The sequence below is a fragment of the Dokdonella fugitiva genome, assembly GCF_004342425.1.
Lineage (GTDB): Bacteria > Pseudomonadota > Gammaproteobacteria > Xanthomonadales > Rhodanobacteraceae > Dokdonella_A > Dokdonella_A fugitiva.
The window spans coordinates 85,532-101,498 of record NZ_SLWQ01000010.1 but is presented as its reverse complement, the minus strand read 5'-3'; the positions used below and the strand labels follow the sequence as shown (position 1 = coordinate 101,498).

Sequence of the window (15,967 nt, the reverse complement as noted above, 5' to 3'; positions counted from 1 at the left end):
GCCGCGAAACCATCGCGCAGGAGCGCACCCCGTGCGCGACCGCACCCTCCGATCTCGCCGGAGACCGGCTCGCCCACGGGGTGGGCTCCCACGACGGCGGCGGGGCTCCTCGCCAGCCCCACGGCCAAGGACAGTCAGCGTCCGGCGCCCTCGAATGCCGCGGGGTTGCCGTTCCCCCGCACATTGAGGCGCCGCGCGGCGTTCCGCTATGCTGCAACGCGTTTTGCGCCCGTTTTCCGAAGCCGAGAGCCTCTTTGAACGCCACCCCGCCTCCCGTCGTGCGCAAGTCGTTCTGGCGCGCGCTCGCCCTGACCCTCGTCGTCGCGGCGCTCAACATCGGGCTGTGGGGCTTCCTCAACCGGCCGGTGCACATCGCCGACTGGCGTGGCGGGGTCGCCGGCTTCGCCTACAACCCGTCGCAGCGCTACCAGGACCCGACCAAGCTCATCTTCCCGAGCGAGGCGGAGCTCGACAGCGACATCCGCATGCTGTCGCAGTACACCAAGCGCATCCGAACCTATTCGACCGCGGAGAATCCGCAGATCCCGCGCATCGCGAAGTTCTACGGCATGCGCGTGATGGCGGGTGCGTGGATCGAGGGGCGCGCCGAGCGCAACGAGCGCGAGCTCGCCGCGCTGATCGCGGTCGTGCGCAAGAACGACAACATCGACCGCGTCATCGTCGGCAACGAGGTGATCCTGCGCGGCGACACGAGCGTGAAGTCGCTGATCGGCTATCTCGATCGTGCACGCGCGCAGCTGAAGGTGCCGGTGTCGACCGCCGAGCCGCTCGACACCTGGCAGCGCCACCCCGAACTCGCGCAACACGTCGACTTCATCACCGTGCACATCCTGCCGTACTGGGAGCGCGTGCCGCGCAAGGACGCGGTCGGCTTCGTGCTCGGGCAGTACCGCGAACTGCAGAAGCTGTTCCCGGACAAGCCGATCGTGATAGGCGAGGTCGGCTGGCCGTCGAACGGCAACCGCCGCGAGTACGCGCAGCCGTCGCTCGCCGACGAAGCGCATTTCCTGCGCGACTGGTTCAACGTCGCCGCGCGCGAGAAGATCGACTACTACGTGATGGAAGCGATCGACCAGCCGTGGAAGGAAGGCATCGGTGGTCGCGTCGAGGCGTACTGGGGCGTGTTCAACGCGAGCCGCCAGCCGAAGTTCTCGTTCACCGGCACGGTGATCGAGGATCCGATCTGGCCGTGGAAGGCCGGGCTCGCCTCGCTGATCGCGCTGCTGCCGATGTTCTGGTTCGCGCGCCACTTCATCCGCTTCCGCGCGACGGGGCTCGCCTTCTTCCTCGCCCTGATCCAGCTCAGCGCCTCGATCCTCGTCTGGATGGCGACGCTGCCGTACGACTTCTACCTCGACCCGTTCGACTGGGCGATGCTGTTGCTGCTGTTCCCGGCACAGCTCGCGATCATCCTGATCCTGCTCATCAACGGCTTCGAGTTCACCGAGGTGTTGTGGCGCCCGCGTTGGCTGCGCGAGTTCCGGCCGCTGCAGCCGGAGCCGGGCGACCCACAACCGTTCGTGTCGATCCACCTCGCCTGCTACAACGAGCCGCCCGAGATGGTGATCCTCACGCTCGATTCGCTCGCCGCGCTCGACTACGAGAACTACGAGGTCATCGTCCTCGACAACAACACCAAGAACCCGGACGTGTGGAAGCCCGTCGAGGCGCACTGCGCGCAACTCGGCGGCAAGTTCCGCTTCTACCACCTCGAGCCCTGGCCGGGTTTCAAGGCCGGCGCGCTCAACTACGGTCTCGAAGTCACCGACCCGCGTGCGGCGGTCGTCGCGGTCGTCGACGCCGATTACGAAGTCCGCAGCGACTGGCTGCGCGCGCTGACCGGCTATTTCGCCGACCCCAAGGTCGCGGTCGTGCAGTGCCCGCAGGCGCACCGCGAGTGGGAGCACAACCCGTTCCGCCGCATGACCAACTGGGAATACGACGGCTTCTTCCGCATCGGCATGCACCACCGCAACGAGCGCAACGCGATCATCCAGCACGGTACGATGACGATGGTGCGCAAGGACGTGCTCGCGAACACGGGCGCCTGGTCGGAATGGACGATCTGCGAGGACGCCGAGCTCGGCCTGCGCCTCATGAAGGCCGGCTACGACCTCGTCTACGTCGACGAACTCATGGGCAAGGGCCTGACGCCGGCGGACTTCAAGGCCTACAAGTCGCAGCGCTACCGCTGGGCATTCGGCGCGATGCAGATCATGAAGGCGCGCTGGGACTGGATGACCTCGAAGGATTCCGGCCTGACCCGCGGCCAGCGCTTCCATTTCCTCACCGGCTGGTTCTCCTGGTTCGGCGACGCGCTGCACCTCGTGTTCACGTTGATGGCGATGCTGTGGACGCTCGGCATGGTGCTCGCGCCGCGCTGGTTCACCCTGCCGATGTATCTCTTCCTCGTGCCGCTGATCGGCTTCTTCGTGTTCAAGGCCGCGTTCGGCTTCATCCTCTACCGCGTGCGCGTGCCATGTTCGTGGAAGGACACGATCGCCGCGTCGGTCGCGAGCATGAGCCTGTCGCATGCGATCGCGCGCGGCATCTTCGAGGGGCTGTGGCGCAAGAAGGGCGAGTTCATCCGCACCGCGAAGAGCCGCCGCATCGGCAAGAAGCCCAATCCGTTCACCTCGGTCAGCGAGGAATTGCTGCTGTTCCTCGCCCTCGTCGCCTGCGTGATCGGCATGATCAACTCCACCGGCGTCAACTACATCGAGGGCCGCCTGTGGATCGCGATCCTGGCCGCCCAGGCGATCCCGTACGCATCGGCGCTGGCCGGCGCGTGGGTCGCGCATCGGTCGGGAGATGCGGTGGGGTGAGCTTTATGGGTGAGGGCTGGGCGCCGGGAGCTGCAGGGTGAGGGCCAGGGGCTGAGGGCTGGAGGGCGCACCATGCCGTTCGCGCCGGGCGCAGCCCGCGAAGCGGGCGGATTCGAAGCGCCTGCCGGACGTGACGCCCGTTCGCTCCGTGGGCAGATTGTTCTGGCGCGGTGCTCCCCGCCGTGATGGGCCAAGGCCCGCCTGAGTTGTCGCGCAAGCTGCGGAAATCGCGATGACGGCCATCCTGCGCGAGCACGCGTTCCGCGGCGACGGCTCGGCGCACGCACGCTCGAGCGCGTCGCGAAAGGGCAGCATTCGTCAAACGCGTCGGCGTAGACTCGTGCTTTCGTCCGTGAAGAGGTCGCGCCATGGTCACGCACGGCGACGTCCGTGAGCTCGCCCTCGCCTTGCCCGACGTACGCGAGGAGGGCCCGCTCGCGTATTCCGTGCGCAGCGGCAGCACTCGCAAGGGCATCGCCTGGCCGTGGCGCGAGCGGATCCATCCGCGCAAGCCGCGCGTCGTCAATCCCGACGTGCTCGCAGTGCGCGTCGCCGATCTCGAAGCGAAGGAGATGCTGCTGCTCGCCGATCCCGACACATTCTTCACCGAGCCGCACTACGATGGCTATGCGGCCGTACTCGTGCGCCTCGAGCGGATCACGCGTGCGGCGCTGCGCGGATTGCTGCAGCAGGCGTGCGCAGCGCAGGCGACGAAGCGTCCTCGCAGCCGGTCGGCCGCGGGCACGACGCGTGCGACCGCGCCGCGCAAGAAGACCGGCTCGCGCTGACATGGACCGGGCATGCTCCAGCGCGAGCGATGGCCCGCGGCGAAGCGACCACGGCAGATGGCCGCGCAAGCGGATCGCCTGCGCGCCGGTCATCGTGGCGGCTTCCCGGCGGAGGACACGCGGTGGCTGACCTGCATCTGCTCGACAACATCTTCTGGCACGCACTCGCCGGGCCGCAGGCACGCTTCGCGCTCGGAACGAACGTGGCGCGGCGCTTCGCGCGCGACTACTCGCCGATCATCGCGTTCGCCGACGCGCAGTCGCCCGATTTCGCCGCGATCGCGCCCTGGTGCGAAGCCGGCGAGCGCTTCTACGTGGACGGCTGGACCGGTCGCGTGGCACCGGGCTGGCGTCTCGAGCTCGATTCGACGATGTACAAGATGGTCCGGGATGGGCCGGTCCCCGACGCCGACGACCTGCGCGGCGTGCGACCGCTCGACGCGCGTGACGCAACCAGGGCGTTCGAACTCGCGCGGCTCACGCGACCCGGTCCGTTCGGGCCCAGGACGATCGAACTCGGCGAGTACTTCGGCCTGTTCGACGGCGATCAGCTCGTCGCGATGGCGGGTGAACGCGTGTTCGCGGCCGGCTGGCGCGAAATCAGCGGCGTCTGCACGCATCCGGACCAGCAGGGTCGCGGCCACGCCCAGCGGCTCATGAACCTGCTGTTGCGGCGCGAGATGCTGCGCGGTGAACGGCCGTTCCTGCACGTCGCCAGCACGAACACCGGCGCGGTGCGCATGTACGAACGCATGGGCTTCCGCATCCACCGCGAGTCGGCGGTGCGCGTCGTCTCGCGCGAGCCAGGGCCAGGCGTACGATGACGCGCATCGGCCTCATTTCCGACACGCACGGCCTGCTGAGGCCGCAGGCAATCGCGTTCCTGCAAGGCAGCGACCACATCCTGCATGCCGGGGACATCGGCGACCCGGCGATCCTCGCCACGCTCTCGCGCATCGCGCCGTTGACCGCCGTGCGCGGCAACAACGACCACGGCGCCTGGGCCGAGGCGCTGCACGCGAGTGTCGACATGGTGTTCGAGCGCGTGCGCATGCACATGCTGCACGACCTCGCCACGCTCGCGATCGATCCGCACGCGGCCGGCATCGGCGTCGTCGTCTGCGGCCACTCGCATCGTCCAGCGATCGATCGACGCGCCGGCCTCCTCCACGTGAACCCCGGCAGCGCCGGACGCCGACGCTTCCGCCTGCCGATCGCCGTCGGCGAGCTCGTCGTCGACGGCGAAGCGGTGGATGCGCGCATCGTCGAACTCGACGGTTGAGGTCCTCGCCCGCCCGGCGTCGTTCTCGTGAAAGCGGCAATTCGTTGTGCATGGCCCGGACCGGCCGGGATGCCGCCGCAGGGGCGACGCGGGATGCGCCGCGTTCGCCGATGGCGCAGGGATGCGCTTTCAAGCGAACCCCGCAGCCCGGGCGACAGGGCCTCGCGCTACCCCCGCCTTTCGCGCGAAGGACGGCATCAGGCAAGAAAGAAAAAAAAGCGGCCCCGGAAACGGGGCCGCAGTTCAAGCGGGGGTCGCTCCTGCGCACCGCGCGGAGCGACCTCCCGGTACGGTCAGGGCAGCTCGAAGCCGTCCGCGAAGATGCGGTCGATGCACGACACCTGCACCGACGTCACGTTCGCGCCGGCGATCGAGCCGCTGCCATTGGCGACCGTGCACACTTCCGGCGGCGAAGCCGGCTGGGTCTGCACCGTGACCGCGTACGAGGCACCGTCGGCGAGCGGCGTCGCGAAGGTGAACGAGCCGTCGCTCGCGACCGGCAGGCTCTCGGTGCCGTTCAGCGACAGCGTGACGCTGTCGCCGAGCAGGCCCGTCACCGTGCCGCCGACCGTGTACGTGATGTCGGTGCAGGTCACCGCCACGTTGGTCACGTTCGCACCGGACACCGTGCCGTTGCCATTGGCGACCGAGCAGCTCTGGCCGGCCGGCTGCGTGCCGACGGTGACAGCGTAGGGCGAAGCGTCGGCCAAGCCGGTCGGGAACGTGAACGAGCCGTTGGCGGCGATCGGCAGCGTCTGCGCGCCCGCATTGAGCGAGAGCACGAGGCCACTGCCGGACAGGCCACTGACGGAACCGCCGACGGTGTACGTCGTGCCGCCACTCGTCGCGGGCACGAGGCACCACTGGTCGAGCGTGCCGGTGTCGCCGTTCGCATTGTCGGATGCGTTGAGCGTCCACGTGCCGGCGAGGGTCTGGCCGAGGAACGGCGTCGCCAGCGGATTGTTCGGCTTGACGTTGCCCGACAGCGCTGGCGGCGTCGTGTTGCACTGGTTCTCGACGAGCGTACCCGACGTGTCGTCGATGACGACGTCGACGTTGTCGCCACTGCAGCCGAAGCCGGAGCCGGTGAAACCCGGACGATCGATGACGATCGAGCTGCCCGGCGACTTGGTCAGCGTGAACTTGAGGTCACCGACCCAGGTGTGCGTCGCCTTGATGACCAGCTTGAGGTCGGTCAGCGTCGCGCCGGACGGATCGGTCACGACGAGCTGGTCGTTCACGCCGGCCGGCGAGTTGTCGGTGATCGGGAGCGCCGGGCTGCGGCAGATGAGGTTGGCGGTCGTGAAGCTGAAGGTCGGCGACACCGTGCCCGCACCGCAGGCATTGGTTGGCGTCACGCGCCAGAAGTACGTCGTGTTGCCGGTCAGGTCGGCCGCCGGCGTGAACGTCGTGCCGGTCACGGACTGGGTCAGCACGATCGAACCGAAGCCGGCATCGGTGGCGACTTCGAGCAGGTACGACTCGGTATTGCTGCCGGTCCAGGTGAAGGTCGGGCGCAGTGCCACGCCGTTCACGCCGTTCGCGGGCGCAGTCAGCGTCGGCGCACCCGGCGCCGCCGCGAACACGGTCATGTTGACGCCGGCCGACTGGTCCGTCGCGCCCGGGGCCGTGCCGTTGATCGTCAACGGGTAGGTGCCCGAGGCGACGCCCGTGGTGTTGACCGCGAGGCTGCTGGAACCGCCGACGGTGACAGGGTTCGGCGTGAACGTGCCGCTGCTCGGCGCCGGGTTGCCCGCGAGCGAGAGCGTGACCGAGCCGGTGAAGCCCGACACGGCGCCGACCGCGACGCTGTAGTTGGCCGGCGTGCCCGCGCAGACGGACACGGCCGCCGGCGTCGGACTCAGGCTGAAGCCGGGCGCGAGGCTGCAGCTCGGGAACTTGAAGCTGCCGATGCGCGTCTTCCACGCGAACGAGCCGGTGGTCGAGTAGTACTCGCTCGTGAACCAGAACGTGCAATCGTCGACCGGGTCGACCGTGAGGTCGCTGTAGTCGCCCCAACGGCCGCTGGTGCCCGTCTGGTGGCCGGCACCGTCGAACAGGTGCGCTTCGGCCTGCGGCAGCGTGCCGATCGGATCGCCGGCGAGGCGGCCGGCGTAGCGCAGTTGCGGGTTGATCGTCGGGCTCGATGCGCTGTAGCCGAGCGCGATGTTGCCGTTCGCGTCCATCGCGATGCTGCCCATCCAGCGCCAATCGGTATCGGGCTGGTAGGTGCCTTCCTGGAACACGATCGGCGTGCCGCTGGTGACGTTGCGCAGCTCGAACCAGCGCACGCCGGTCACGCTGTTCGACTGCACGGTGTAGTTGCCGAGCAGCGATTCGTGGCCGTTGATGTTGCGATAGGCGAGGCGGAACATCAGGCGGTCGGCGATGCCGTCGAGGCGATCGCTGGCGACATTGCCGCTCTGCGGCACGCAGTTGCGTCCCGCCGTGCACGCCGCGGTGAAGCCCGCCGCCGCCGGCGGATTGGCCACCGCGGTGAACGTCGAGTTGGCCGGCGTCGTGAAGTCGGCATGGAAGCGATAGATGTCGTAGTTGCCCGAATCCGGGAACAACACGAACGGATTCGGCGCGCCGGCAGGCGGCAGCGTGGAACCGTCGAGGTCGGCCGGCAGCATCGGCGCGAACGTGTCACCGAGCGGCGCCGCCGTCGAGATGAAGGTCGTCACGGGTGCGCCCGCCAGCATCTTGGCGCGGTCGAACGCGTACGGCTGCGGGCCGAGATAGGCGGTGCCCGCGGCGTTGAACACGTTCATGCTCATGTAGTAGCCGTCAGGCCACACGCCCAGGTGCGGGTAGTCGTAGAAGGCCGAGCCGAGGTGGAAGCCATAGCGGTTGTACGTGCCGGTCGCGTCCGACGTCGTCGACACCGCGATGCACTCGTCGGTGATGTTCGACGTCGCCGATGCGAACTGGCTGATCAGCCAGCGCTGCGCGATCTGGTCGTACAGCACGACCGGGTCGCCGTGGCCATTGTTCTCGCAGACGCCACCGAAACCGCTCCAGAACGAAGCGGTGCTGACCGGTCCGAGGATCGAGGCACCCGTGACCTTGTCGAAGACCTGCACGCCGCCATTCGTCATCTGCACGTACTGCGTCGCGCCGACTTCACCATCGGTGTCCGGCGGTGCGCAGCCGCAGCCGTTCGGCTGGCCGTCGAAGCTGAGGATCGGCAGCGGCATCGACGAGATCGGCGACATCAGGTTCTGCACGACCGGATCGACGCTGTCGACATGGCGCTTCGGGAAACCCCAAGCAGGATTCTCGGCAGCCTCTTCGGCGGCCTCCTCCATGTTGTGTTCCCGCCAGCCGGTGGTCATGATGTAGAGCGGCAGCGAGACGTCGCTGTGGTACGACACGCCGACCTGCATCTGGCCGGCCACCTGCTCTTCCTTGGTCTGCGGCCCCGAGGCCGCCACGCTGGCGGACCACGCCAGCCCGAGCACGACGAGCGTCGCACCCGCCAAACGACAGCGCTTCAACAGCGTCATGGAACTCTCCCCAATGGCATCGGCGGCAGCCGATGCGGATCGTGGTACCCCGACCGGGCCGAAGCCCGGCACCCTTCGTGCCCCTGGCCACGCGCAAGCACGCGTGACGAGAGCGCACGCCACGCGTCCGTGAGATCGTTCCCCGTTGCCACAGCGTCCCGGCCCCATGGACCCGGCCGAGCGCCCGGAGACCCAATATCACATCCGTCCAGAGGATGACTCTAGCTCCGCATTGCGGGCCGGGGCAAGGGGCGGCGCGGGAGGAGTTCCGGCCGATCGGGGATACGGCGCCGCAGGGGACTCAGCGCCGCGAGCTGCCGGCCGCGGCGATGGCTTCCGCCAGCATCGTGCTGGTCAGCGGCTTGCGCAGCAGCGCATCCATGCCGGCGGCGCGGATCCGGGCTTCCTCGTCGCCGACCGACCGCGCCGTGACCGCGACGAGCGGCAGGTCCGCGTGGCCACGCGAGCGCAGCAGGCGCGCGAACTGCAGGCCATCGATGCCGGGCAGGTCGAGGTCGACGAGGGCGAGGTCGTAGCGCCCGGTTTCGAACGCGGTCAACGCGGCGAGGCCGTTGGTGACATGGACGGCGCGATGGCCGAGGCGGCCGAGCAGCCCGACCACGACCTCCGCCACGGTCTCGTCGTCCTCGACCAGCAGCACGTCCAGCGCGACCGGCGTCACCGCAGGCGCGACGGGGGCCGCGGGCGCCTGCTCGGCCGGCACTTCGTAGATCGGCAGGTCGACGTCGAACCGCGTGCCCTCGCCGAGCCGGCTCGACACCGAGATCGTGCCACCCATCAGCACCGTCAGTTCGCGACAGATCGCGAGGCCGAGGCCGCTGCCACCGTGCCGCCGCGTGACACCCGCCGCCTGTTCGAAGCGATTGAACAGGCGTTGCTGCAACTCCTCCGCCATGCCGGGGCCGGTGTCGGACACGCGATAGCGCAAGCGGTCGCCGTAGCGCATGAGCGCGAGTTCGACGTGGCCGTGTTCGGTGAACTTCAGCGCGTTGCTGAGCAGGTTGAGGAGGATCTGGCGGATGCGCAACGCGTCGCCCCAGACCTTCTCCGGCACCGCTTCGGCGACCTGCAGCGCGAGCGCGACGCCTTTCGCCTGCGCCACCGGCTGTTCGAGCTCGATCACCTCGCGGCCGAGCGCGACCGGGTCGTAAGGCTGGTCCTCGAGCACGAACTTGCCTGCATCGATGCGCGCGATGTCGAGGCTGTCGTTGACCAGGCGCAACAGCATCTGCCCGGAGTGGTGGATCGCCTGCGCGTAACCGCGCTGGCGTTCGTCGAGCGGCGTGCCGAGCAGCAGTTCGCTCATGCCGAGCACGCCGGTCATCGGCGTGCGGATCTCGTGGCCCATCGTCGCGAGGAACGTCGACTTCGCCTCGGCGACCTGCTCGGCCGCGCGGCGGCGCTCCTCGCCGAGCGCGAGCACGTGCCGTCGGCGCACGCGCTGGCGATACGAACGCAGCGCGAGCAGCGCCGCCGCGAATGCGACGAGCACGTAGACGACGTACGCCGCCGGCGTCGCCCACGGCGCGCGCGCGACGCGCACGACGAGCGGGGGCGAGAGCTCCGTGCCCGCACCGGCCGCACTGGTCGCGCCGACGTGCAAGCGGTACTCGCCCGCGGGCAGTTGCGACCAGATGCGTTCGCCACGGTCGGTGTCGATCCAGTCCTGGTCGAAGCCGGCGAGCTGGAAACGGTAACGGTTAGCCGACGAGTTCGCGTAGCTGAGCGCGCGCGCAACCACGTGCAGGTCGACGTCGCCGCGCTGCAGTTCGATCGGCTGCGCCGGATCCAGCGCGACGGTGGCGCCGCCACGCTGTACATCGAGCGCGGTAATGACCAGGCGCGGCGGCGCCGCGTCCAGGTGCAACGCCGGCGGGTCGAACGCGACGAGGCCACCGAGCGTGCCGCCGAACAGCGTGCCGTCGTCGGCCTGGGCGAGCGCGCCGGCGATGAACTCCTGGCTCGGCAGCCCGTCACGCGCGTCGAAGCGCCGCAACGCGCGGGAGACCGGGTCGACGCGCCAGAGCCCGCGCGGCGACGTCACCCACAGCGTGCCGTCCTTCGCAACCGCGAGGGCATGCGCCTGCAATGTCGGCCAGCCCTTGGCGGCGTCGAAGCGTTGTCGCACGAGCATCGTGCCGCCGTCGATCGAATAGTTTTCGAGCATGCCGAGGCGATGCAGCCACAGGCTGCCATCCGCGGCGAACGCGAGCGCATGGATGCGCTCCTTCGGCCCGCCGGCGACGAACTCGAAGACGTCGCGCTCCGGCACGCGGTGCTCGACGCCGCTCGCGGTGGCGATCCACGGTTCGCCGCGCGGGTCGAGCGCGAGCGCGGTGATGTCGGCGTCGTCGAGGTCGTGCGTCGCAGGCGTGTAGCGGCGCACCACGCGTGGTGGTTCGCCGGCGATGCGCGCGATGCCGCCACCGAGGACGCTCACCCAGACGCTGCCGTCGGTGCCGCGCACGAGATGGTCGACCGAGCCCTGCGGCAACGCGTCGGCGCGCGCGACGTCGACCGGGAACTCGCTCGCCGCAAGCGTGTCGAGGTCGAAGCGCCGCAACTCGCCGCGCTGGCCGACCCACAGGTGGCGCCCGTCGGCGAGCAGCGCCTCGACGCGCTTCTTCGGCAGGTGCAGCCGTTCGCCCCAGCGCTCGAGCACGCCCGTGGCGCGGTCGATGCGATCGACGCCGTCGTTGCCGCTTGCGACCCATACCGCGCGCGAGCCGTCGACGGCGACCGCCTTGACGCGCGCGCGAGAGAGCGTGCTCGCGTCACCGGGCGCATGGCGGAACGAGGCGAAGTTGGCCCAGTGCGGCGGCAGGCGCGCGATGCCGCCGTCGTGGACGGCGAACCAGAGGCCGCCTTCGCGATCGCGGAAGATGTCCATCGTGCGCGTGCCCGGATACGCGCCCGGCGCGGCTTCTTCCGTGCTGTAGCGGGTGAGTCCGCGCGCATCGAGGCGCGCGATGCCGGTGAGCTGGCCGAGCCAGAGCCCGCCGTCGGCATCGCGCGCGAGCGCAGACACCATCAGCGCCGGCGTCGACGCGGCGATCTCCTCGCGGTAGCGCAGTGCGCCATCGACGCGGAACAGGCCCTTGCGCGTACCGACCAGCATGCTGCCGTCGGCCTCGGGCAGGAAACTCATGATGATCGGCGGCCCGGGGCGGCCGTCCATCGGCGGCAGGTCGACATGGACGAGGCGACCCTGGGCATCGCGCACGTCGAGTCCTTCGTCGGTGCCGATCCACAGCCGGCCCTGCGCATCGCCGAGCAGCGCGTAGACATTGCTCGAGCGCAGGCTCGTCGCATCCTCCGCGTCGTGGTCGACATGGGTGAACGTGTCGTCCGGCTCGAGCCGGTTGAGTCCGCCGAGATAGGTGCCGACCCAGATCGCACCCGCAGCATCCTGCTCGATCGAAAACAGGTCGTTGCTGCCGAGCGTCGACAGGTCGTTCGGGCGGTGCATCCAGTGCGTGAACGTATGCCCGTCGGCCTCGAGCCGATTGAGGCCGGACGCCTCGCCGCCGCACCACAGGCGCCCGTCGCGATCGACGAGCAGGGCCGACACGTCGTTCGAGGCGAGCGAGCCCGGATCGGTCGGATCGTGCCGGTACACCTGAAAGCCGACGCCGTCGTAGCGGGCAAGCCCGTCCTGCGTGCCGATCCAGATGAAGCCGTCATGGTCCTGCACGATCTTGTAGACGAGGCTCGACGGCACGCCGTCGGCGACGCCGAGCAGGACGAACTGCGGTGGCGCAGGCGGTGCCGCCGCGCGCGCGGCGACGAGCCACGCGACCCCCAACAACACTGCGGCCAACCGGCGGAACGAACGACGCATGGGACCCCTCCCACGCCGATACTGCCATGCATGACGACGGAATCCCAAAGTGGACACGTGCGGGCGCGCACCGGGCGGTGCGCGGCGGAGCCGGCGCCGGGGCAGCGACCCGCCGGCAAACCCGGTTAGGATGCGCCGATGCCACGCCCGCGCCTGCCCCTGCGACTCGTGTTGTCGGCCGCGCTCGCGCTCGGCGCCGCGTTGCTGCTCGGTCTCGTCGTGACGACGCTCAACGGCGTACTCGAGCTCTACCAGCGCCTCGCCGAGCTGCCGCCGTGGCTGCGCATTCCCTTGCTCGCTGCCGCGGCCGGCTTCGCGGGCGCGCTCGGCTGGCTGCTCTGGCGGCTCGCGCGGCCGGCCCGCCATCCGGCCGCCGTGCCCACGGCGCCACCGGTATCGCGCGCCGAGGTCGACGTGCGCATCGACCGCCTGCGCGAGCGGGCGGTGGCGACCGCCGCGCTCGAAGCGGAGCTCGCCGAACTCGACCGCCGCCGCGCAAGCGGCGAGCTGTACGTGGCCCTGTTCGGCGAAATCTCGACCGGCAAGTCGAGCCTGGTCCGTGCGCTCGCGCCGCAGGCCGCGCCGGAGATCGACGTGCGCGGCGGCACCACGCACCACGTCGCCCATCATCGCGGCCGCCTCGACGACGGCCGCGAACTCGTCCTCGCCGACGTACCCGGCACGGGCGAGGTCGACGGCGCCGTGCGCGAGCAGCTCGCGCGCGACGAGGCGCTGCGCGCGCACGCGGTCGTCTACCTCGCCGCCGCCGATCTCACCCGCGCGCAGGATGCCGAACTGCGCTGGCTCGCCGGCTTCGGCAAGCCGTTGCTGCTCGCGCTCAACAAGGCCGACCTCTACGACGACGCGCAGCGCGCGGCGTTGCTCGGCCGCTTCCGCGAGCGCTATGCGCCGATCGCGCGCGCGATCGTCGCGATCAGCGCCGGCGGTAGCGAGCGCTACGAGCGCGCGCTCGCCGACGGGCGCCGCGAGAAGGTCGAGCGCGAACGCGCCGCCGAACTCGCGCCCCTGTTCGACGCGCTCGGCGCGATCGCCGCGCATGGCGCCGAAGCACTCGAACCCGCGCGCGAAGCGGCCGTGCTCGCCGAAGTCGGCCGTCGCGGCGATGAACTCGCGCGCACGGCGGCGCGGCGCGAGGCGGAGCTCGCGATCACGAAGTACACGCGGCGCGCGGTCGTCGGCGCGCTTGCCGCCGTGGCGCCGGGCAGCGACCTGCTGATCCAGGGCGCGCTCGGCACCGCACTCGTGCGCGAACTCGCGCGCATCCACGGCGTCGCCGTGCGCGAACTCGATGTCGAAACCCTGCTCGCCCGCGTCGGCCTGACCGTGCGCAACACGAGCGCCCTCGTACTCGCGATCGCCGGCAACGCGATGAAGGCATTCCCCGGCCTCGGCACGCTCGGCGGCGGCGTGCTGCACGCGATCGCCTACGGGCTCGTGTTCGACAGCCTCGGCCACGCGGTCGCCGACACGCTCGCCGAGCGCGCCACGCTCGATACCACCGACGTCGAGACGCGCGTGCGCGCGCTGCTCGCCGAGCCCGCGCGCGAGCGGCTCGAGCGGGTGGCGCGGGTGGCGTTGGCGGCGGCGCGGGAAACGAGGGCCGAGGACTGAGCCGGGGCTGCAGGCATCGCGGCCGCGCTTCTTCCGCAGGAGCCCCGGTCTTCGCGGGCCGACATGCCACCCGGCGGCACGCGCTGCGCGCGTACCGCCCTGCGGGCCAGCGCGGCGCCGGCGAGGATCGGAAGGCACGTTCCGGCAACGCAGCGTTCACCGCGTGGCGGTGGCGCCCGTGCGGGGTTTTTGCCAAGCTCGCCGCATGCCGACGCCATCGTCCTTGCTTCGTCCGATGCGCATCGCCGCAGTGTTCGCGGCAGCCGCTTCCGCGGCCCCCGGCCCGGCGCGCGCGGCGGCGGAGACCTACCGCTTCGACCTCGTCCACACCCAGGTCCTGTTCGCCGTGGACCACCAGCGCTTCTCGCGTCCGCACGGGCGCCTGCGCGTCAGGGAAGGCTGGTTCCAGTTCGATCCCGCCGACTGGAGCAGCGCGCGCGTCGACGTCGTCGTCGACCTCGCCTCGCTCGATCTCGGCGATGCCAAGTGGAACGACACCGCAACGTCGGGCCAGCTGCTCGACGCCGCGCGCTGGCCGACCGCGCGCTACACGAGTCGAAGCATCGAGCAGACGGATGCGAACCACGGCGTCGTCCACGGCGACCTCACCTTTCACGGCGTCACGCGTGCGCTCGATCTCGCGATCACCCTCAACCGCGTCGGCAACGATCCCTATGCCTTCAGGCAGAAGGCGGGCTTCTCCGCGACCGCGACCCTGCCGCGCTTCGACTTCGGCATCACGCGCTACAAGGACGTGATCGGCGCCGACGTGGAGCTGCGCATCGAAGTGGAAGGCCTGCGCGACCGCGACGCCGCCGCACCCGAGAAGGACGAATGACGATGCCGCTCAAGAGCGATGCGACGCGCTGGGGCACCCTCGCCAAGGCCTTCCACTGGACGATCGTGGCGCTGCTGCTCGTGCAGGGCACGCTCGGCCTCGTCATGGTCGAGCTGCCGAAGAAGCCGAGCGTGATCGCCTGGTTCACGCTGCACAAGTCGCTCGGCTTGACCATCCTGCTGCTCGCCGTGCTGCGCCTCGGCTGGCGCCTGTTCGATCCGCGCCCCGCGGAGCCCGCATCGATGTCACGCTGGCAGGTGGCCGGCGCGCGCGTCGGGCATGCCCTGCTCTATGCCCTGCTGTTCGCCGTGCCGCTGTCGGGCTGGCTGTTCGATTCGGCGACCGCGCTGCGCCCGCTTATCTGGTGGGGCCTCGTGCCGATGCCGAGCCTCACCGGCGGTGCCGCACCCGGGCTCAAGGACATCGCGAAGGAAGCGCACGAATGGCTGTTCTGGACCCTCGTGCTCGTCGCCGCCGGCCATGCGGCGGCCGCGCTCGTTCATCAGTTCGTCAATCGCGACGAGGTATTGCGCCGTATGCTGCCGCAACGCCGATCGCGCATCGGCTGAACCCATACCTGCCGGAGAACCGCCATGTTGCGCACCCTGACGTTCGCCCTGCTGTTGCTGCCCGCCGCCGCGTCCGCGCGCGACTGGGCGGTCGACGCGTCCAAGAGCACGCTCGGCTTCAAGGGCAGCTACCAGGGCGAGGCGTTCACTGGCAGCTTCAGGACGTTCGACGCGACGATCGCCTACGACGCGGCGGACCCGTCGAAGGGCAAGTTCGACGTCAGCGTCGATCTGGCGAGCGCGGACACCGCCAGCGCCGAGCGCGACGATGCACTCAAGGGCAGCGATTTCTTCGCCGTGTCGAAATTCCCGAAGGCGCACTTCGTCACCGAGTCGTTCGCCACGGCCGCGGACGGCAGCGTGACCGCGCAGGGCAAGCTCACGATCCGCGACCAGACCAAGCCTGTCACGCTCGCGGTGACGTTCGCCGAAAGCGGCGACACCGCCACGCTCGACGTCGCCACCGTGCTCAAGCGCGCCGACTTCGGCCTCGGCGCCGGCAGCGACTGGTCCGACGTCGGCGCCGACGTCTCCGTCCACGGCCACCTCGTGCTGACGGGGAAGTAGCGGCATAAGCGGAAAGATCGAAACACGGAGCACACGGAGGAAGCTTTCTTCTGCGTTCCTTCTTCGTGTGCTCT

Annotated in this window: 10 protein-coding genes; 8 read left to right on the top strand and 2 right to left on the bottom strand. The window is 70.0% G+C overall.

The genetic code is table 11. The annotated features are described in order from the left end of the window. The first annotated feature begins 254 nt into the window (after positions 1-254). The 4 genes from EV148_RS15695 to EV148_RS15680 all read left to right on the top strand — a co-directional run bounded on the left by EV148_RS15695 (position 255) and on the right by EV148_RS15680 (position 4,916). Entirely contained in the window at positions 255-2,846 is a 2,592-nt protein-coding gene (locus EV148_RS15695) for a glycosyltransferase (RefSeq protein ID WP_131999795.1), read from the top strand. A 368-nt stretch (positions 2,847-3,214) separates the two neighbouring features. Continuing rightward, the gene (locus EV148_RS15690) at positions 3,215-3,634 is read left to right on the top strand and encodes a hypothetical protein (protein ID WP_182518216.1); all 420 of its coding nucleotides are present in this window, start codon (positions 3,215-3,217) and stop codon (positions 3,632-3,634) included. A gap of 122 nt (positions 3,635-3,756) precedes the next feature. Then, the gene (locus EV148_RS15685; protein WP_199222805.1) at positions 3,757-4,458 is read left to right on the top strand and encodes a GNAT family N-acetyltransferase; all 702 of its coding nucleotides are present in this window, start codon (positions 3,757-3,759) and stop codon (positions 4,456-4,458) included. Beyond that, entirely contained in the window at positions 4,455-4,916 is a 462-nt protein-coding gene (locus tag EV148_RS15680) for a metallophosphoesterase family protein (RefSeq protein WP_131999793.1), read from the top strand. Before EV148_RS15685 ends, EV148_RS15680 begins: the two co-directional genes overlap by 4 nt. A gap of 293 nt (positions 4,917-5,209) precedes the next feature. Here EV148_RS15680 and EV148_RS15675 read toward each other — a convergent pair whose 3' ends face one another. Both EV148_RS15675 and EV148_RS15670 read right to left on the bottom strand, forming a co-directional pair. Continuing rightward, a complete protein-coding gene (locus tag EV148_RS15675; protein WP_158287505.1) occupies positions 5,210-8,425 on the bottom strand; it encodes a proprotein convertase P-domain-containing protein in 3,216 nt (1,071 codons plus the stop codon). A gap of 301 nt (positions 8,426-8,726) precedes the next feature. Continuing rightward, a complete protein-coding gene (locus EV148_RS15670; RefSeq protein WP_131999791.1) occupies positions 8,727-12,287 on the bottom strand; it encodes a hybrid sensor histidine kinase/response regulator in 3,561 nt (1,186 codons plus the stop codon). 138 nt (positions 12,288-12,425) lie between these two features. Between EV148_RS15670 and EV148_RS15665 the strand changes: the two genes are divergently transcribed. From EV148_RS15665 to EV148_RS15650, 4 genes are all read left to right on the top strand, one after another. Next, the gene (locus EV148_RS15665; RefSeq protein WP_131999790.1) at positions 12,426-13,919 is read left to right on the top strand and encodes a GTPase; all 1,494 of its coding nucleotides are present in this window, start codon (positions 12,426-12,428) and stop codon (positions 13,917-13,919) included. Between the two features lie 235 nt (positions 13,920-14,154). Then, the gene (locus tag EV148_RS15660) at positions 14,155-14,757 is read left to right on the top strand and encodes a YceI family protein (protein ID WP_158287504.1); all 603 of its coding nucleotides are present in this window, start codon (positions 14,155-14,157) and stop codon (positions 14,755-14,757) included. Further along, the gene (locus EV148_RS15655) at positions 14,754-15,326 is read left to right on the top strand and encodes a cytochrome b (RefSeq protein ID WP_241988121.1); all 573 of its coding nucleotides are present in this window, start codon (positions 14,754-14,756) and stop codon (positions 15,324-15,326) included. The genes EV148_RS15660 and EV148_RS15655 overlap by 4 nt, the downstream gene beginning before the upstream one ends. A gap of 24 nt (positions 15,327-15,350) precedes the next feature. Then, entirely contained in the window at positions 15,351-15,893 is a 543-nt protein-coding gene (locus EV148_RS15650) for a YceI family protein (RefSeq protein WP_131999788.1), read from the top strand. Positions 15,894-15,967 lie beyond the last annotated feature (74 nt).